The organism is Micromonospora sp. CNZ303 (genome assembly GCF_004345505.1).
In genome coordinates, this window is the sequence record NZ_SLVT01000002.1 from 105,776 (window position 1) to 122,075 (window position 16,300).

20 protein-coding genes are annotated in these 16,300 nt (G+C 74.4%); 8 read left to right on the forward strand and 12 right to left on the reverse strand.

Features of this window, described 5'->3' with window-relative positions; genetic code table 11:
• Window positions 1-135: 135 nt before the first annotated feature.
• Together EV374_RS03740 and EV374_RS03745 are read left to right on the forward strand one after the other, a co-directional pair.
• Window positions 136-564: a Fur family transcriptional regulator gene (locus EV374_RS03740; protein WP_132231580.1), complete on the forward strand. Its 429-nt coding sequence runs from the start codon at window positions 136-138 to the stop codon at window positions 562-564.
• A gap of 54 nt (window positions 565-618) precedes the next feature.
• Window positions 619-1,476: an oxygenase MpaB family protein gene (locus EV374_RS03745; RefSeq protein ID WP_132231582.1), complete on the forward strand. Its 858-nt coding sequence runs from the start codon at window positions 619-621 to the stop codon at window positions 1,474-1,476.
• 106 nt (window positions 1,477-1,582) lie between these two features.
• Here the strand turns inward: EV374_RS03745 and EV374_RS03750 are convergent, their stop codons facing one another.
• The 11 genes from EV374_RS03750 to EV374_RS03795 all read right to left on the reverse strand — a co-directional run bounded on the left by EV374_RS03750 (window position 1,583) and on the right by EV374_RS03795 (window position 10,969).
• On the reverse strand, window positions 1,583-2,449 hold the full coding sequence (locus EV374_RS03750) for a PD-(D/E)XK nuclease family protein (RefSeq protein ID WP_486485602.1): 867 nt from the start codon (window positions 2,447-2,449) through the stop codon (window positions 1,583-1,585).
• A 138-nt stretch (window positions 2,450-2,587) separates the two neighbouring features.
• Window positions 2,588-3,202: a MarC family protein gene (locus tag EV374_RS03755; RefSeq protein ID WP_132231586.1), complete on the reverse strand. Its 615-nt coding sequence runs from the start codon at window positions 3,200-3,202 to the stop codon at window positions 2,588-2,590.
• A 40-nt stretch (window positions 3,203-3,242) separates the two neighbouring features.
• Entirely contained in the window at window positions 3,243-4,109 is an 867-nt protein-coding gene (locus EV374_RS03760; RefSeq protein WP_132231588.1) for a PHP domain-containing protein, read from the reverse strand.
• 48 nt (window positions 4,110-4,157) lie between these two features.
• Window positions 4,158-5,369, reverse strand: coding sequence for a hypothetical protein (locus EV374_RS03765; protein ID WP_132231590.1), 1,212 nt, complete (start codon window positions 5,367-5,369; stop codon window positions 4,158-4,160).
• Between the two features lie 56 nt (window positions 5,370-5,425).
• A complete protein-coding gene (locus EV374_RS33220; protein ID WP_486485556.1) occupies window positions 5,426-6,604 on the reverse strand; it encodes a SigE family RNA polymerase sigma factor in 1,179 nt (392 codons plus the stop codon).
• 105 nt (window positions 6,605-6,709) lie between these two features.
• The gene (locus tag EV374_RS03775) at window positions 6,710-7,585 is read right to left on the reverse strand and encodes a PH domain-containing protein (RefSeq protein ID WP_132231592.1); all 876 of its coding nucleotides are present in this window, start codon (window positions 7,583-7,585) and stop codon (window positions 6,710-6,712) included.
• 6 nt (window positions 7,586-7,591) lie between these two features.
• Window positions 7,592-7,750 carry a hypothetical protein gene (locus EV374_RS32405; RefSeq protein WP_007455302.1) on the reverse strand — a complete coding sequence of 53 codons (159 nt, stop codon included), beginning with the start codon at window positions 7,748-7,750 and terminating at the stop codon, window positions 7,592-7,594.
• A gap of 133 nt (window positions 7,751-7,883) precedes the next feature.
• Window positions 7,884-8,585 carry a DUF6758 family protein gene (locus tag EV374_RS03780; protein ID WP_486485557.1) on the reverse strand — a complete coding sequence of 234 codons (702 nt, stop codon included), beginning with the start codon at window positions 8,583-8,585 and terminating at the stop codon, window positions 7,884-7,886.
• A 294-nt stretch (window positions 8,586-8,879) separates the two neighbouring features.
• Window positions 8,880-9,503, reverse strand: a complete 624-nt coding sequence (locus EV374_RS03785) for a TrmH family RNA methyltransferase (RefSeq protein WP_132231594.1) — start codon at window positions 9,501-9,503, stop codon at window positions 8,880-8,882.
• 359 nt (window positions 9,504-9,862) lie between these two features.
• Window positions 9,863-10,390 (reverse strand): hypothetical protein, encoded by a 528-nt coding sequence (locus EV374_RS03790; protein WP_207913880.1) that lies wholly within the window; start codon window positions 10,388-10,390, stop codon window positions 9,863-9,865.
• A gap of 63 nt (window positions 10,391-10,453) precedes the next feature.
• On the reverse strand, window positions 10,454-10,969 hold the full coding sequence (locus tag EV374_RS03795; RefSeq protein WP_132231598.1) for a MaoC family dehydratase: 516 nt from the start codon (window positions 10,967-10,969) through the stop codon (window positions 10,454-10,456).
• Between the two features lie 548 nt (window positions 10,970-11,517).
• Between EV374_RS03795 and trxA the strand changes: the two genes are divergently transcribed.
• The 3 genes from trxA to EV374_RS03810 all read left to right on the forward strand — a co-directional run bounded on the left by trxA (window position 11,518) and on the right by EV374_RS03810 (window position 13,419).
• A complete protein-coding gene (gene trxA / locus EV374_RS03800; RefSeq protein ID WP_132231600.1) occupies window positions 11,518-11,880 on the forward strand; it encodes a thioredoxin in 363 nt (120 codons plus the stop codon).
• 193 nt (window positions 11,881-12,073) lie between these two features.
• Window positions 12,074-12,514 carry a hypothetical protein gene (locus tag EV374_RS03805; protein ID WP_132231602.1) on the forward strand — a complete coding sequence of 147 codons (441 nt, stop codon included), beginning with the start codon at window positions 12,074-12,076 and terminating at the stop codon, window positions 12,512-12,514.
• Window positions 12,511-13,419, forward strand: a complete 909-nt coding sequence (locus tag EV374_RS03810; RefSeq protein ID WP_486485558.1) for an HTTM domain-containing protein — start codon at window positions 12,511-12,513, stop codon at window positions 13,417-13,419. Before EV374_RS03805 ends, EV374_RS03810 begins: the two co-directional genes overlap by 4 nt.
• Here the strand turns inward: EV374_RS03810 and EV374_RS03815 are convergent.
• Window positions 13,383-13,802: a thiol-disulfide oxidoreductase DCC family protein gene (locus EV374_RS03815; protein ID WP_132231604.1), complete on the reverse strand. Its 420-nt coding sequence runs from the start codon at window positions 13,800-13,802 to the stop codon at window positions 13,383-13,385. The genes EV374_RS03810 and EV374_RS03815 overlap by 37 nt on opposite strands.
• A 101-nt stretch (window positions 13,803-13,903) precedes the next feature.
• Between EV374_RS03815 and EV374_RS03820 the strand changes: the two genes are divergently transcribed.
• From EV374_RS03820 to EV374_RS03830, 3 genes are all read left to right on the forward strand, one after another.
• Window positions 13,904-14,953, forward strand: coding sequence for an Rv2578c family radical SAM protein (locus EV374_RS03820; protein WP_132231606.1), 1,050 nt, complete (start codon window positions 13,904-13,906; stop codon window positions 14,951-14,953).
• Window positions 14,954-15,026: 73 nt separating this feature from the next.
• Window positions 15,027-15,434, forward strand: a complete 408-nt coding sequence (locus tag EV374_RS03825) for a CoA-binding protein (RefSeq protein WP_132231608.1) — start codon at window positions 15,027-15,029, stop codon at window positions 15,432-15,434.
• A gap of 114 nt (window positions 15,435-15,548) precedes the next feature.
• Window positions 15,549-16,289 carry a hypothetical protein gene (locus EV374_RS03830; RefSeq protein ID WP_132231610.1) on the forward strand — a complete coding sequence of 247 codons (741 nt, stop codon included), beginning with the start codon at window positions 15,549-15,551 and terminating at the stop codon, window positions 16,287-16,289.
• Window positions 16,290-16,300: the final 11 nt, after the last annotated feature.

A 16,300-nucleotide genomic window follows, 5' to 3' on the forward strand; every position in this document is an offset into this window, starting at 1 on the left:
CCGGTCCGGTTCACCGTTCCCCGGCGAGCAGCCCGCCGACGTGGCGGCCGGCGCGGGGCGACCCGGGTTGTGGCCGGCGCCACCCCGCACCGGAGGCCGGTTGTCGACCCCTGACCCGCGTGCTGTCATTGGCACATGCCCGGTGGCGAGGAACTGCTCCGGTCGAGGGGCCTGCGGGTCACCCGGCCGCGTCTCGCCGTGCTCGACGTGCTGGCCGCCGGCGGTCACCTCGAGGTCGACGAGATCACCCGCAAGGTGCGCGAGCGCATCGACTCGGTCTCCACCCAGGCGGTCTACGACGTGCTGGGCGCGCTGTCGCGCGCCGGGCTGTCCCGCCGCATCGAGCCGGCCGGCAGCCCCGCCCGCTACGAGGCCCGTGCCGGGGACAACCACCACCACGTCGTCTGCCGGGGCTGCGGCGAGATCGCCGACATCGACTGCGCGGTCGGCAGCGCGCCCTGCCTGGACCCGGACATCGCCCACGGGTTCGAGGTCGACGAGGCGGAAGTGACGTTCTGGGGCCTCTGCCCCACCTGTCAGGCCCGCCGCTCCGCCGACGACTGACGGCCGACCGCTCTCCGCGCGGCGCGCGGCGGCACCGCGTGGCACCCTTGGTCGGTGGACTCCGATGACCTCGGCCTCTTCGGTCCGGGTTCGGTCACGTGGAAGGTGCACGAGGAGCCGATCCTGATCGTCGCCGGCCTGCGTTCGCTCTACCTCCAGTCGTTGCATCCCCGGGCCATGGCCGGGGTCGCCCAGAACAGCAACTACCGCTCCGACGCCTGGGGCCGCCTGGTGCGTACCGCCACCTACGTGGGCACCACCATCTACGGCACCACCGCCGAGGCGGAGGCCGCCGGGCTCCGGGTACGCCGCCGGCACGCCCGCCTGCGGGCCACCGACCTGTTCACCGGGGAGGAGTTCCGGGTCGACGATCCCGAGCTGCTGCGCTGGGTGCACGTCACCGAGGTCGAATCGTTCCTCGACACGGCCCGCCGGGCCGGGCTGCCGCTGACCGCCGACGAGATCGACGGCTACTACACCGAGCAGCGGCGCTCCGCCGCCCTGGTCGGCCTGGACCCGGCGACGGTGCCGGGCACCGCCGCCGAGGTCGCCGACTACTACCGGCGGATCCGACCGGAGCTGCGGATGACCCGCGAGGCGGCCGAGACGGCGCTCTTCCTCACCGCGCCGCCGATCCCGTGGAAGCTCAGCCTGCCCGCCCGGATCGGGCTCAATCTCGGGCCGCCCCGCTGGGCGTACTTCGGCATCGCCGGCACGGCGCTCGCGCTGCTGCCGGCCTGGGCCCGGCGGATGTACGGCGGGCTGGGCCTGCCCACGACCGCGCTCTCCGCCGACCTGAGCATCCGGGCGCTGCGGCTGACCCTCGCCACGTTGCCCCGCCGGTGGCGGGAGGGGCCGTTGCAGCAGGCCGCCAAGGAACGCGCCGCCCGGCTCACCGGCACGCCGGCCTGATCCCACGGCCGAACCGCTGCCCGGTGCGCCCCGGGCCGGCACCATGTCGTGGGCAGGGTGACCGCGGCCTGCGGGGGCGGGAGTCCTGGCCCGGCGGCCGGGGCGGTCAGCCCTTGCCGGGCACCGGGTCGGTCGCGGGCGCGACCACCGGGTCGGTGACGCGCTCGACGGCCGCCCACGGCTCCTTGCCCGGCGCCTGCGCCCCCACGGGGCAGGTGCGCCGGTAGTCGCACCATCCGCAGCGGGGGCCCGGCGTGGTCGGGAACGCCTCGTCGGGGTCCTCCCCGTCGGCGACCGCCCGCTCGGCGGCCATGATGTCGCGGGCGGTCTCCTCCGCCCGGGTGAGCTGCCGGGCCAGCGACTCCACGGTGTGCTCGTGGGCGGCCACCGTGCCGGTCGGCAGGTGGTGCAGCTCCACCCGGCGGCACGGCCGGCGGAACACCCGCTCGGCGGCGTACGCGTAGAGCGCCAGCGCCTGCGAGCCGCGCGCGTCGTCGGCGTCCAGCCCCGTGCGGCCCGTCTTGTAGTCGACGATCACCAGCTCCGGGCCGTCGGGCCCGGGGCGGGAGTCGATCCGGTCGGCCCGGCCGTTGAAGGCGAGCACCGCGGTCTTGACCGCCACCACCCGCTCCACGCCGAGCGGGTCGGCCCCGGGCTCCAGGGTCTCGACGTAGGACTCCAGCCAGCCCAGGGCCCGCCGGTAGGCGGCCCGCTCCTGCTCGTCGTCGCGGTAGCCCTCCCGCACCCAGGTGCCCTTGAGCAACGCGGCGAGCGCCTCCGGGCGGCGCCGCTCGGGGCTCAGGGCATACCAGTTCTTGAGGGCGGTGTGCACGCTCGCGCCGAGGGAGTTGTGCGCCCACGGCGGGCCCTTCTGCGGGGCCGGACGGTCGACGTAGGAGTAGCGGTAGCGCCGGGGACAGTCGGCGTAGGCGCCGAGCTTGCTCGGGGTGCAGACGAAGAGCCGCTCCGGCATGCCCTCGAAGCCGAGCTGCTCGGGCTGGTCGCCGCGCGGCCGGGGCGCCCGGCCGCCGCTGGTGGAGGACCGTCCGGCTGAAGAGGCTCGTCGCACACCGCGATCCTGCCATCCACCCCCGACAGCACCGGCCGCCGGTCAGGTCATGTTGGCGTACTGGGTCACGAACGCGGCCACCGCGTCCGCGATGAGCTGCACCGCGATCGCGGCCAGCAGCAGGCCGGCGATCCGGGTCAGCACCTCGATCCCGCCGGGACGCAGGATCTTGACGATCCCGCCGGAGAACCGCAGCACGACCCAGACGGTGACCATCACGGCCACGATCGCGGCGGCGATGGCCGTGACGTCCGCCCCGCCGTCGGCCTGCTGGACGAAGAGCATGGTGGCCACGATGGCGCCGGGGCCGGCCAGCAGCGGCGTACCCAGCGGCACCAAAGCGATGTTCGAGGTGACCTGCTGGCTCGGGTCGTCGGCCTTGCCGGTCAGCAGCTCCAGCGCCACCAGGATGAGCAGCAGCCCGCCGGCCGCCTGCAACGCCGGCAGGTCCACGTGCAGGTAGTCGAGCAGCGTCTGCCCCGCCACCGCGAAGATCACGATCACGCCCAGCGCCAGGGCGACGGCCTGCCAGGCGGCCCGGTTACGGTCCCGCGCCGTCAGGGGGCCGGTCAGCGCCAGGAAGATGGGCATCATGCCCGGCGGGTCGACGATCACCAGCAGGGTCACGAAGACCTCGCCGAACAGCTTGGCATCCACGTGATCAACGTAGCCGCGCCGTCGGAGGCGGAAACGCGGATCAGCCGGAAGCGACCTCGGTCACTCCGCCCGCCTCGGCGACGATCCGCTCGTACGCCCCCGGGTCGGTGGTGAACGCCCCGAGCCGGACGGTCTTGTGGGTGCCGTGGAAGTCCGACGAGCCGGTCACCAGCAGGCCCAGCTCGCCGGCCAGGGCCCGCACGTGCGCCCGCTCGGCCGGGGAGTGGTCCTCGTGGTCGGCCTCCAGCCCCGCCAACCCGATCGCGGCCAGGTCGGCGATCAGCTCGTCGGGCACGATCCGCCCCCGCCGGGTCGCCCGGGGGTGGGCGAAGACCGGCACGCCGCCCGCCGCGCGCACGAGCCGGACCGCGCGGAAGACGTCGATGTCCTCCTTGGGCAGCCGGTAGCGCTCGCCCAGCCAGTCCGGCCCGAACGCCTCCGTCGTGGTCGCCACCAGGCCGGCCCGGATCAGCGCCTGCGCGATGTGTGGCCGGCCCACGGTCCCGCCGCCCGCGCCGGTCAGGATCTCCGGCCAGCTCACGTCGATCCCGTCGGCCCGCAGCAGCGCCACGATCCGCTCGCCCCGCTCCTCGCGGGCGGCCCGCACCCGGGCCAGCTCCGCGACGAGTTCCGGGGCGTCCGGATCGAAGAGGTACGCCAGCAGGTGCAGCGGCAGCGCGGGCTCCTCGCCGTACCACCGGCAGGAGAGTTCCGCGCCCCGGACCAGGCTGAGCCCCGCCGGCAGCGCCGCCAGGGCCGGCGCCCAGCCGGCCGTGGTGTCGTGGTCGGTGATCGCCACGACGTCCAGCCCCGACTCGGCCGCCGCCCGCACCAGCTCGGCCGGGCTGAGCGTGCCGTCGCTGGCGGTGGAGTGGGTGTGCAGGTCGATCCGCGGTGCCGCGCTCATCGGCCCGACGCTACCGGCCGGCGGCCCGCCCCGGGCGCGCGGGCGCGGTCAGGGACGGCGGTCGCCGCCCACCGGCACCGCGCGTTCTCCGGCGGGCAGGCCGGTCACGGGCACGGCCACCTCGCCGTCGAGCACGCGGCTCACCTCGACGCGCACCAGGGCGCCGTCCGCGACCGGGTAGTGGGCCGTCCCCTGCGGCGTCCACGCCACCGGCCCGGCCACGGGCGGACCGGCCGGGCGGGTCGCTGGTGCGGCGGCGAGCTGATCCAGGTCGACCAGCAGCGCGCGGTCCTGCCGGCCCGCCTTTCCGTTGACCAGGAGCCACCGCCCGTCGGCGGACACCCCGCCGGCCGCGTCGCCGGTCAGCGTCGACCCGCAACCGGTCCGTACCGGTGCGAGGTCCCGGGCCGGGTCGAGCAGGGCGACACAGGGCCGGCGGGGAGTGCCGGCGGACACCAGCGCGACCACCAGCCCGTCGGGGCGGGTGCCGTGGACGTGCAGGGCGGCGTCGCCCGCGCCGCGCGGCGGACCCGCCGCCGGGCGCCACAGGGCGTGACCGGGCCGGTCGGGGGCGAGGCGGACCAGGACCGTGTCCCCGGCGAAGGCGACCGGCACCGCGTCGGGCGACGCCGGGGTGCGGGCGGCGGCGACGACCTGGGTGCCGACGATGCCCGCCACGACCAGGTCCGTCCCCTCCCGCCAGGCGACCTGCCGCCCGTCGGGGCTGAGGACGATGTCCCGCGCCCCGGCCAGGAGCAGGTGTGCCGTGCCGTTCGACAGCACGATCCACAGCGACCGTCCGGCCGCCGTCGGCGCGCCCACCACCGCCCAGCCGGCGCGGTCGGGGAGCCGCTGGGCACGCTCGGCGGCCGTGCCCACGTCGGGCAGGGCGAGCCGCTGCCCGCCGGCGGTGACCAGGACGTCGTTGAGGATGAGGTCCACCTCGCCCCGCCCCAGGTCGGCCCGCGGGGCGGCCGACAGCTGCGGGGTCGGGTCCGGCAACGGCGAGGCGTACGGGTCACCGAGCACCACGGTGGGATGGGTGGGTCGCCCGGGCTGCTGCCCGAGCTGGGCCATTCCGGCGCTGACCGTCACGGTGGCCACCGCGGCGAGGGCGATCCCGGTCAACATCCGCCGGCGCCGGGACCGGTCGGCCCGCCGGATCGCCAGTCCCGCCGGATCGGCGACGAGCGGACGCGCGACGGACACCCGGCGGGCGAACGTCTCCCGTAGCGCCTGCGCCAGGTCGTCCTCGGTCACGGCGAATGGACGCGTCGGGCCTTCGGTCCGGTTGTCACCACGACCGACGGGACGGCTCACCGGTGCTCTCCGGAGCCGGCCGGGAGGGCGGCCTGCCGGCCGCGCTGCTCGTCACGGGCGGTACGCGACACCGCCCCGGCCCCGGCCCGCGCCCCCGAGGCGACGGGCACCGGATCGCCCGCCGACCCCTCGGTCAGCTCGGCGGCCGAGGTGGCACACCCGGCGTCCGACGCCGGGGCAACGGTGGCCGGCTGCGCCGGAAGTCCGGTCGCGGCACCGCCCGGGGTGGCGGTGACGCCTCCCGGCCGGCCCTGGGCGGTGGCGTCTGCCGGCCGGCCCGGGACGCTGGTGCCTCCCGGCCTCCCCGGGGCGGTGGCGCCTGCCGACCGGCCGGGGGCGGCGGTGGTGGTGCCGTCCAACCTGCCCGCCGTGGCCGGCGCGACAAGGGGCGACGAGGCGTTCGTCGCCGCGACCACGGCCGCCGCGTCCTCGCCCACCACCATCGTCGGCGCCCCGTAGGCCGTCGACGGGCGGACCGGCGCGCCGCCGCGGACCGGAGCGGGACGGTCGGTGCCGCCCTGCGCGGGAGCGGGACGGTCGGCGCCGTCGCGGGCGGGGGTGGGGCGGAGGGCGCCGTCGCGGGCGGGGGTGGGGCGGAGGGCGCCGTCGCGGGCGGGGCGGTCGGTGCCGTCGGCCCGGGGCAGGGCCGGGGTCGGGTCGGCCCCGGCCGGCAGGTCGAGGACGGCCTCGGCGCCCATCCGGCGGCGCAGGGTGCCCAGGGCGCGCGACGTCTGGCTCTTGACCGTGCCCGGCGAGATGCCGAGCAGCGCGGCGGTCTGCGCCTCGGACATGTCCTCGTAGAAGCGCAGCACGAGCACCGCCCGCTGCCGGCTGGGCAGCGCACTCAGGTGGCGCCAGAGCAGGTCCCGGTCGAGCTGCTGCTCGATCTCGTCGATCCCGGCCCGCTCCGGCAGCACGTCGGTGGGGCGTTCACCGTGCCAGCGCCGCCGCCACCAGCTCGTGGAAGTATTGATCATGACGCGGCGGGCGTACGGCTCGATCGCCTCGATCCCGCCGAGCCGCTTCCAGGCCAGGTACGTCTTGGTCAACGCGGTCTGCAACAGGTCCTCGGCGGTGGCCCAGTCGCCGCTGAGCAGGTAGGCGGTGCGCAGCAGGGCGCCGGAGCGGGCCGCGACGAAGTCGCGGAACTCCTCCTCCAGGGGATCCCTGCTCACCACCGGCCACCTCCGCGCCCCGTTGTCCTGGCAGGTTGCCATGCCCGGGGTGGTCGGGTCGACGGCGAACGGTGCGCAGTTCCTCCGATGTTCGGACGAAAAGTTTCACGCCCCGTCGTCGGCCTTGGCCTCGTCGGCCTCCTTGCCCAGCCGCGCCTCGACCGCCTGCGGCTCGTACATCTCCTCGACGACGCGCAGGTAGAGCTCGTTCGGGTTGGGCAGGTTCTTGATCTCACGCAGGGCCTGCTCCTGGCCGGCGGACTCCAGCACGAAGGTGCCGTAGTTGAGCGCCCGGCCGGTCGGGCTCTGCTCGTACTTCATGTCGGTGACCCGGACCAGCGGCATCATCGCGACCCGCCGGGTGATGATGCCGTTGACCACCATCACCCGCTTGTTCGTCAGGATGAAGCGGTCGTACCACCAGTCGGCGACCTTCCAGGCCACCCACCCCATCACCGCGAACCAGAGCAGCACCGCGATCGTGGTGAGCGCGCCCACGTCCTGCCCGGCGAGGAAGCCGGAGAGGTAGCCCAGCACGAAGGTCGCGGCGATGCCGACCAGCAGCGGGGTGGAGAGGTGGATCCAGTGCCGCTTCCACTCGCCCCGGTAGCGCTCGGTCGGGAAGAGGTAGCGCGCCACCAGCGAGCTGGGCTCGTCCTCCAACGGCAGCACCCGGCGGGGCGCCATGCCGGCGGCGTCGGCCCGCAGACCGGCCAGCTCGTCCTCGGAGATCTGCGGTGGCTGGTAGCCGGCCTCCGGGTCACGGACCCAGGCCCGACCGGACCGGCCCTCCCCGGCGTACGCCGGACCGTCGCCGAAGCCGGCGTCGTCCGAGAGGGAGGGTCCGTCGGAGAGGCCCGGACCGGTGCCGTAGCCCGGCCCGTCGTCGGGGCCGATCCGGGGGATCGGCTCCGTGTCCCGCTCCCGGCGCTCCCGATCGGGATCGTCGGGATCGAAGGGTGGACCGGAGGGGTTTCCCATCGGCGGCTAGGCGACGAGGCTGGTGAAGAAGTCGCCGAACCCCTGGGCGATGTCCATGATCCCGCCGCCCAGTGACTTGAACACGTCCGCCGCAGAATTTGGCCGGTATGCGACGAAGAAGATCAAGAATGCGATTCCGGCCCAGGTGAGGACCTTCTTGACCATGGCGGGCCATCCTCTCGCGCGGCGCCGGGTCCCATTACCGCAGCGGCACCCAGAGTATCAGTGTGGTGTCGTACAGTGAATATCTGCGTCCGTTCTCCGACATTCCGGGATGCCTGTCAAGCCCTGGGGCCCGTCAAGCCTTCCCGTGCAGATACGGAGACGGTGCGCCGTACACGAGCTCGGGCGGTGTCCACTCGGTCAGGTCGTGCAACACGACTTCTTCCGCGAGGAGGTGACCCGCACTCGCCGGCCAGGCTATCGCATGGAGCCACAATCCCCGAGCCTCGCCGGCGTACGCGCTTCGATCCGTCGGCGAGTTCACGAGCCACAGTGGAGTCGGATGGCCGGCCACCTTGATCCTGGCCTGCCCAACATGCTCCGGATGCCCCGGCCCGGGATCGGTCAACGCCTGCGCGAGTTCCGGGCCCGGATCCGGACCGGCCAGGCCCGCGAACCGGGTGCCCAGGCCGACGCCCGGCTCCTCGGCGACGAAGACCAGGTCCGCGGGGCCCCCGCCGAGCGGCTCCGGCCCGGCGCAGGCGACCGCCGTGGCGCGCACCCCGGTGCGGTCGTCGCCGGCGTACGCCACGCCGGTCATGGTCCAGCCCGTCGGCAGTGGCCACGGGCACCACAGCGGCGTCCTCGGCCGGGTCGGCGGGTCGGCGGCGGCGACGATCCGTTCCACCACGCTGGCCACGATGTCGGTCCCGATGTGCTCGGGCACGTGCAGCGGGGAAACCGGCCCGCAGTCCAGGCAGCGCGACTCGGTGTGCATCAGGTCCGGCGCCCGCACCGGTCCACCACATTTCGGGCAACTCACCGCGACACTCACCATCCCACCGTCACCCCCGCACGCCGCCCCGTCAAGCGGAGCGCCGGTTTCGGTGCCGCCGACCGCCTCCCGGGCGGGTCGGCTGAGGTCCCGGCGAGCCCGAGGCTGACGAGCGACGGCGGTCAGCCCGGCGAGCGGCTCCAGTCTGGCGAGTGGCGGCGGCCAGCGCGGAGCGGCGGCGGGCGGCGGTCAGCGCAGGGAGCGGCGGCGGTCAGCCCGGCGAGTGCCGCGGTCAGCTCGGGCAGTGGCGGCGGTCAGCGCAGGGACGACGGCAGGCAGCCCAGGGAGTGGCGGCTGTCAGCCCGGCGGCGGCCCGGCGTGCGTACGGATCCAGGCGTGCATGGCGATGCCGCTTGCCACGCCGGCGTTGATCGACCGGGTGGAGCCGTACTGGGCGATCGAGAAGAGCTGGTCGCAGGCGGCACGTGCCGGATCCGACAGGCCCGGGCCCTCCTGCCCGAACAGCAGGACGCAGCGCCGCGGCAGGGTGGTGGTCTCCAGTGGCCGGGACCCGGGCAGGTTGTCGATGCCAACGACCGGCAGCTCCCCTCCGGCCGCCCACGCGACGAACTCCTCGATGGTCTCGTGGTGCCGGACGTGCTGGTAGCGGTCGGTCACCATGGCACCGCGCCGGTTCCACCGCCGGCGACCGACGACGTGCACCTCGGCGGCGAGGAAGGCGTTGGCGTTGCGGACGACCGTGCCGATGTTGAAGTCGTGCTGCCAGTTCTCGATCGCCACGTGGAAGTCGTGCCGCCGCCGGTCGAGGTCGGCCACCACGGCCTCGCGCCGCCAGTAGCGGTACCGGTCGACGACGTTGCGCCGGTCGCCCTCGGCGAGCAGCTCGGGGTCGTACCGCGGGTCGTCCGGCGGGTCCCCGGGCCACGGTCCCACGCCGACGTCGAGCTGGTCTCCGGTCACGGTCACGCAGGGTACGGCCCGCAGGCCCCGCCCCGGGCCGCGGCCCCGATCCGGGCCAGCCGCCGCCGGGATCCCGCTGGCCCCACCCCGCGCGCCGCCCCTCCCCCCGCCCTGCCGCCCCCACCCCGCGCCACCCGCCCTCTCGCCACCCACCCTCTCGCCGCCGATCTTGCAGTTTCGGCCCCCCGATACAGGCGGATTGCGCCTTTGCCAGGGCCACAAGTGCAAGAGCGGAGGCGCGAGGCGGGGCGACGCGGGGGGCGCGAGGCGGGGCGGAGCGGGGGCGCGAGGCGGGGCGACGCGGGGCGCGGGGCGCGGGGCGCGGGGTGGCGCGGGGAGGGGGGTGGGGTGGGGGTGGGTCAGCGTAGCCCCAGCGCGTCGCCGAGCCGGTCGAGGAAGCGGCGGTCGGCGGGGGCCGGCGGCAGCTCCGGGGCTCCGGCTGTCGCCGCCCTGCACACCCGGGCCGCCACCGACTGCACCCATTGCCGGTACGCGGCCGAGTCGGCGGGATCGGCCCGCCGCCGCAGCACCCGGGTCGCGGCCCGGCAGGCGGCGAGCAGGTCCACCACGTCGGTGAGGCGCTCGACGGGAGCGCCCGCCCCGTCGTGCCGGGCGTAGATGGCCGCGACCACCGCGCGTACGAGATCGCTGTCGAAGGCCCGGCCGGCGGCGACCGCGTCCAGGCCGGCGAGCCCGGCGGCGACTCCCGGGTGGGGCCGTCCGGGGACGGGCGCGGCGGCGGCCACGATCACGCGGCCGGGCAGGCTGGTCAGCAGGTCCCACTCGGCGGCGGAGTAGACGGCGGTGGTCAGCGGTGCGGCACGGCGGCCGGCAGAGGACGGCTCTCCGGCGACGGAGTGGCTCATGGGGACCTCCGGCGCCAGCATATGCCCCGGATCGGAAAAAGGGGCCCCTACCACCCGGAACCCGGATGAGAAGGGGCCCGTCGGTCAGCGCGGCTCGGGGAAGCTGGGCCGTTCCGGGTCGACGCCCTCGGGCACCGCCGCCGTCGCGTACTCCTTCTTCGGGACCATCACCCGGCGGCGGAAGACGCACACCATCGTGCCGTCCTGGTTGTAGCCGCGGGTCTCCACGGAGACCACGCCCCGGTCGGGCTTGGAGGACGACTCGCGCTTGTCCAGCACGGTGGTCTCGCCGTAGATCGTGTCGCCGTGGAAGGTGGGCGCCACGTGCCGCAGGGACTCCACCTCGAGGTTCGCGATGGCCTTGCCGCTGACGTCGGGCACCGACATGCCCAGCAGCAGGGAGTAGATGTAGTTGCCGACCACCACGTTGCGCTTGAACTGGCTCGCCGTCTCGGCGTAGTGCGCGTCCATGTGCAGCGGGTGGTGGTTCATGGTGAGCAGGCAGAAGAGGTGGTCGTCGTACTCGGTGACCGTCTTGCCGGGCCAGTGCCGGTAGACCGCGCCGACCTCGAACTCCTCGTAGTAGCGGCCGAACTGCATCCTTGTCCCCTTCGACGGGCGGCGATGGAGTTCGGCACAGCATGCCTTATGGAGTGTTAAGGCGAGGCGCGGGGCGCGTGGCGTGCGGAAATGTCACACCGTCACAACCGGGGGGAGACGCAATGAGCGGCGGGGCCCTCCCCGGCACCCGCCGCCCACGCTCTGATGCGGAAGATTCTGCCGTACGGGAAGGCGAACCGAACAGAGACGGAGGTCACATTTACCTTTTCGTAACACTACTGTGCGTGCTTGACCGACCGGGCCTCGGCGATCTCCGCACACCGGATTGCCGCTTGTCAACCGCCTGATTGCTCATTCGTTCCGGTCAATCGTGTCGATCTCCTTGGAAACGCTCCCATCACGACCGGTCACGCAAATGCGTCGTGCACTTGCGTACGGCAACGGCGAGCAGGAACCATCGTCATCGATGTGAACGTGACCTGCGCAACGCCGTGACGAGCACGTTTCGGCGGAGGCGGGTCGGGAATTCCACGAGGTACGCCCTGGTTCCACCAGACGTAGCTATTCCGCGCCGATCGGAGACTTTCATGGCAACCGTAGAGCTGACCACGGCAAACTTCGACGAGGTGACCGGCAGCGACGGCATCGTGCTGGTCGACTTCTGGGCCGACTGGTGCGGCCCGTGCAAGCGGTTCGCCCCGGTCTACGAGCGCTCCTCCGACAAGCACTCCGAGATCGTGTTCGGCAAGGTCGACACCGAGGCGCAGCAGGAGCTGGCCGCCAAGTTCGACGTCCGCTCGATCCCGACCATCATGGCGATCCGCGACGGCGTCATCGTCTTCGCCCAGCCCGGCGCCCTCCCCGAGTCCGCCCTGGAGAACCTGATCGAGCAGGTCCAGGCCCTCGACATGGACGACGTCCGCCAGAAGCTGGCCGGACACAGCCACTGAGCCACAGCGCTCCACGACGGCCGGGCCCTACGGGGCCCGGCCGTCGACGCCCACCCGGCCGGTGACGGGGAACGGCCGGCACACGCATCCCCGCCCTGCGCCCGGAAGGCGGTATCCCTGACCCGCCGGCCAGCGGGAAGTGGCCGTCGGAGGGAGCCGAGGCGGGCGGTACATCCCGTATCGTCACGACCCGATGGAAACCTTGACCACCCGCGGTCGCGCCGTCCGGCTCGCCGCCACCGCCCTCGGCCTGGCCGTCCTGGCGGCCGGCACCGTCTGGGGCACCGACGACCACTTCCCGTTCGGCCCGTTCCGGATGTACTCCACGTCCAACCCGCCGAACTCCCCCGCCCCCGACACGCGCGTCGAGGGCGTGGACAGCAGCGGAGCGGTCGTCGACCTGGGCGAGCGGGCCACCGGCATCCGCCGGGCCGAGATCGAGGGCCAGCAGAGCCGCTACGCCGCCGACCCCGCGCGGCTCGCCGAGGTCGCCGACGCGTACGCCGAGCGCCACCCGGACGCGGCGGAGCTGGTCGAGGTCCGCATCGTCGTCCGCTGGCACGGCATCCGCGACGGGCGACCGACCGGCCGCTGGACCGACGAGACCGTGGTCGCCTGGCAGGCGGACCGATGAGCCGCTGGTTGACCGAGGCGGTGCCCCGCGGCCGGGTGGCCGCCTTCCGCACGCTGATCTACCTCTTCGTCGCCGCCGACCTGGTCGTCTTCACGCCCTGGGTACGCACCCGGGTGGCGGTGCCCGGCGAGCTCTACCAGCCGCTGCTGGTCGGCCGGGTGCTGCCCCTGCCGACGCCGACCCAGACGCTGGTCACCGTCGTCTTCTGGGCCCTGCTGCTGCTCGCCCTGCTCGCCGCGACCGGCCGGGCACCACGCCTGCTCGGCTGGGCGGTCTTCGCGCTCTACTTCGAGTGGATGATCGTCGCGATGAGCTACGGCAAGGTCGACCACGACCGGTTCGGCCTGCTCGTCGCGCTGGCCGTGCTGCCCACCGCCGGCCGGGCCCGGCACGGCGACACCACCCGCACCGAGGCGGGCGGCTGGGCGCTACGGGTCACCCAGATCGCCGTCATCTGCACGTACTTCCTGGCCGCCTGGGCCAAGCTGCGCTTCGGCGGGCTGGACTGGCTGACCGGCTCGGTGCTGGCCCGGGCGATCCTCCGGCGCGGCACCGAGCTGGCCGACCTGATCGCCTCGGTGCCGTACCTGCTGATCGTCGCCCAGTTCGGCATCGTCGCGTTCGAGCTGCTCAGCCCGGTGGTGTTCCTGCTCAGGGAGCGCTGGCGACTGGCCATGGTGGGCTTCTTCTACTCGTTCCACCTGGTCACCGTCGCGACCATCACGATCTCGTTCGCCCCGCACCTCACGGCGATGACCAGCTTCCTGCCGCTGGAGCGGGTCCGGCCGGTGGTCTGGGCGCGCCGGCTGCTCGCCCGCCGGGGACGGGACACCGCGGCGCCCGGGGGCGCCGCGCCGGCACTCGCGGGTCAGGCGTCGGCGGCCGGGCGACCGGACGGTCCGTAGAGGCGCTCCCGCGCCTCCTGCGGCAGCGCGCAGGCGGCCGTGCCGCCGGGCAGCCGGTGCCGGTTGCGGGCCACCCAGCGGTACGCGGGCCAGGCGGCGGCGCGTACCGGCGGGAACCGGAGTCCGGCGCCCGCGACCCGCCAGAGCGGACCGCTGTCGCGGAGCAGCCGCGCGATGGCGTCCGGACCGGCCGCGCGGGAGCCGTCGGCGCCCACCCACTGCACCGCCTCCTCGCACTCGGCTTCGCTCAGGCCCAGCGCGTCAAGGTCGGCGAACTGCCATGGCACCACCCGCACGCCCGTCGGGATGCGCCGGTCGATGAACTCGGCGCACCGGGTGCAGAACGCGCAGTCCCCGTCGTAGACGAACGTCGACCTCTCCATGCCTCCATCCTCCACCCGCCTGGCGCGCGCGGTGCCGCGAGGTGGTCGGGAACACGGCGGGTCACTTGCGCTCTGCTCGTACGCGTGTTCGAATGAGGGCCATGCGCTGGGACAACCTCGCCGCTCCCCCGGACGAGGGAGTCCCCGACCGGGCAGCGCCGGCGACACCACCCCTGCCGCTGGCGCTGCCCGGAGCGGTCGCCCGCACCTTCGACACGCCGGGCTTCGCCGGCATGACGTTCTACGAGGTGCAGGCCAAGTCGATCATCAACAAGGTGCCCGGCACGTCCCGGGTCCCGTTCGAGTGGACGATCAACCCGTACCGCGGATGCAGTCATGCATGCAAATACTGCTTTGCGCGGAACACGCACACCTACCTCGACCTCGACGCCGGGGAGGACTTCGACCGGAAGGTCATCGTCAAGGTCAACGCCGGTGAGCTGGTCCGGCGGGAGCTGGCCGCGCCGCGTTGGCGGGGCGCGCACGTCGCGATGGGCACCAACGTCGACTGCTACCAGCGGGCCGAGGGGCGCTACCAGCTCATGCCGCAGATCATCGCGGCGCTGCGCGACTTCGCGAACCCGTTCTCGATCCTCACCAAGGGCACGCTGATCCTGCGTGACCTGCCGCTGCTGCGCCAGGCCGCCGAGGTCACCCGGGTCGGCGTGTCGTACTCGGTGGGCTTCGTCGACGAGCAGCTCTGGCGGGCGGTGGAGCCGGGCACCCCCAGCCCGGGGCGGCGGCTCGACGCGGTACGGGCGCTGGCCGACGCCGGCTTCGAGGTGAGCGTGCTGATGGCGCCGATCCTGCCCGGGCTCAGCGACGACGACGAGTCGATCGACGCGACCGTGGCGGCCATCGCCGCCGCCGGGGCGACCAGCGCGACGCCGCTGGCGCTGCATCTGCGCCCGGGTGCCCGGGAGTGGTACGCGCGGTGGCTGGGCCGCGAGTTCCCGCACCTGGTTCCCCGCTACCGCGAGCTCTACCGCTCCGGCGCGTACGCCCCGCAGTCCTACCAGCGGGAACTGACAGCGCGGGTACGCATCGCGGCGCGCCGGCACGGTCTGCCCCGGGGCGAGCGCGGCGACGACCACCGCCGCACCGGACCGGCGCCCGCGCCGCCGCCCGCCGAGCAGCTCACCCTCCTGTAGAGACCGCAGGAGCACGCCCGGCTGCGCAGCGCGCTCGCGGGCGGCGGCTGAGCGGCGGGGTTAGAGTCGGCGGGTGCGTTCCGCTCAGCAGATCCTCGCCGACTCCGCCGTGATCGCCGTCGTGGGCGCGTCCCGCGACCCGCGCAAGGCCGCGCACAGCGTGCCGTTGCAGATGCAGCGGTACGGCTGGCGGATCATCCCGGTCAACCCGACGGCCGACGAGCTCTTCGGCGAGTGGGTCTACCGGTCACTGGCCGACATCCCGCACCCGGTCGATCTTGTCGACGTGTTCCGGCCGGCGCAGGACGCGGTCGACGTGGTACGCGAGGCGGTGGCGATCGGCGCTCCGGCGGTCTGGTTGCAGCTCGGCATCGTCTCGGCCGAGGCGCGGCGGATCGCCACGGAGGCGGGCGTCGACTACGTCGAGGACCGCTGCCTGATCGTCGAGCGCGCCGCCGCCGGCCTGACCCGGCTGGGCTGACCGGGTTCGGGAAGTCCCGGCACGGCGTTCAGCCCCGCCCGCCGTGGCGGTTGCACGAGTCGGCTGGGTGGTTGGTCAGGCCCGCACGTTGTCGCCGGCTCGTACCCTGCGGCCATGTCTGTCCGCCTGTCCGGCCGGCTGCCGAAGCGCGATGACGGGCTCTGGTCCCGCCGGCTGCTGGCCGTGATGGTGGCCGCGATGGTGGCGGTGCCGATGGCCGCCGCGCTGTTCCGGGTTCCCCGGTTCGATCCCGATGTCTGTGTCTTCTGGCTCTTCGTCGGTGTGACCGCGCTGCTGCGGCGGTGGTGTCCGCGGCAGGACGCCCGGCTGGTCTGGCGGGAACGGGTGGCCGGCCTGGACGGGACGGAGCCCGGTCTGGTCGCGCGGCGGTCCCTGGCCGGCTGGGTCGACCTCGTCACCGCCCTGGCCTGGGCGACGGCGGTGATGCTGGTGGTGACGATGGCGCTGCCCGCCGACCCGCAGTGGGCCCGGGTCGTACGGCTGGCGCTCCTGGTCGGATTGGCGGCGGCGGGCGGCGTCGTCGCTTACTCCGGCGTGCGGTTCACCGGTCGGTTGGCGCTCACGGCGAGCGGGATCCGGCACGGCCGCCGGCGGTACGACTGGTCCAACATCGACCGGGTGAGCCTGCACCGGGAGGACGGCCGGCTCGCCGGGGTGCGGCTGCGGCCGAGGGTGTGGCGGTCGCTGGAGCCGGCGCCGGTGATAGGCGGCCGGGACGTGGCGGTGCCGGAGCAGCGCCTGGCGGCCGCGATCGAGGCGTACCGGGACCGACCGCAGGTGCTCGCGGCGGGGCCGGTCACCGCGCCGGAGCCCGCCGCCGACTCGACGTGTTAGGAAGGGCACCT

Excerpts from the sequence above, each read along its gene's own strand:
- EV374_RS03795 (WP_132231598.1), bottom strand. The coding sequence starts at position 10,969 with ATGCAGTTCGGCCGCTACTACGAGGAGTTCGAGGTCGGCGCGGTCTAC.
- EV374_RS03830 (WP_132231610.1), top strand. The coding sequence starts at position 15,549 with ATGTCTGTCCGCCTGTCCGGCCGGCTGCCGAAGCGCGATGACGGGCTC.
- EV374_RS03820 (WP_132231606.1), top strand. The coding sequence starts at position 13,904 with ATGCGCTGGGACAACCTCGCCGCTCCCCCGGACGAGGGAGTCCCCGAC.
- EV374_RS03760 (WP_132231588.1), bottom strand. The coding sequence starts at position 4,109 with ATGAGCGCGGCACCGCGGATCGACCTGCACACCCACTCCACCGCCAGC.
- EV374_RS03815 (WP_132231604.1), bottom strand. The coding sequence starts at position 13,802 with ATGGAGAGGTCGACGTTCGTCTACGACGGGGACTGCGCGTTCTGCACC.
- EV374_RS03790 (WP_207913880.1), bottom strand. The coding sequence starts at position 10,390 with ATGCTGGCGCCGGAGGTCCCCATGAGCCACTCCGTCGCCGGAGAGCCG.
- EV374_RS03810 (WP_486485558.1), top strand. The coding sequence starts at position 12,511 with ATGAGCCGCTGGTTGACCGAGGCGGTGCCCCGCGGCCGGGTGGCCGCC.
- EV374_RS03740 (WP_132231580.1), top strand. The coding sequence starts at position 136 with ATGCCCGGTGGCGAGGAACTGCTCCGGTCGAGGGGCCTGCGGGTCACC.
- EV374_RS32405 (WP_007455302.1), bottom strand. The coding sequence starts at position 7,750 with ATGGTCAAGAAGGTCCTCACCTGGGCCGGAATCGCATTCTTGATCTTC.
- EV374_RS03805 (WP_132231602.1), top strand. The coding sequence starts at position 12,074 with ATGGAAACCTTGACCACCCGCGGTCGCGCCGTCCGGCTCGCCGCCACC.
- trxA (WP_132231600.1), top strand. The coding sequence starts at position 11,518 with ATGGCAACCGTAGAGCTGACCACGGCAAACTTCGACGAGGTGACCGGC.
- EV374_RS03780 (WP_486485557.1), bottom strand. The coding sequence starts at position 8,585 with ATGGTGAGTGTCGCGGTGAGTTGCCCGAAATGTGGTGGACCGGTGCGG.
- EV374_RS03775 (WP_132231592.1), bottom strand. The coding sequence starts at position 7,585 with ATGGGAAACCCCTCCGGTCCACCCTTCGATCCCGACGATCCCGATCGG.
- EV374_RS03750 (WP_486485602.1), bottom strand. The coding sequence starts at position 2,449 with ATGCCGGAGCGGCTCTTCGTCTGCACCCCGAGCAAGCTCGGCGCCTAC.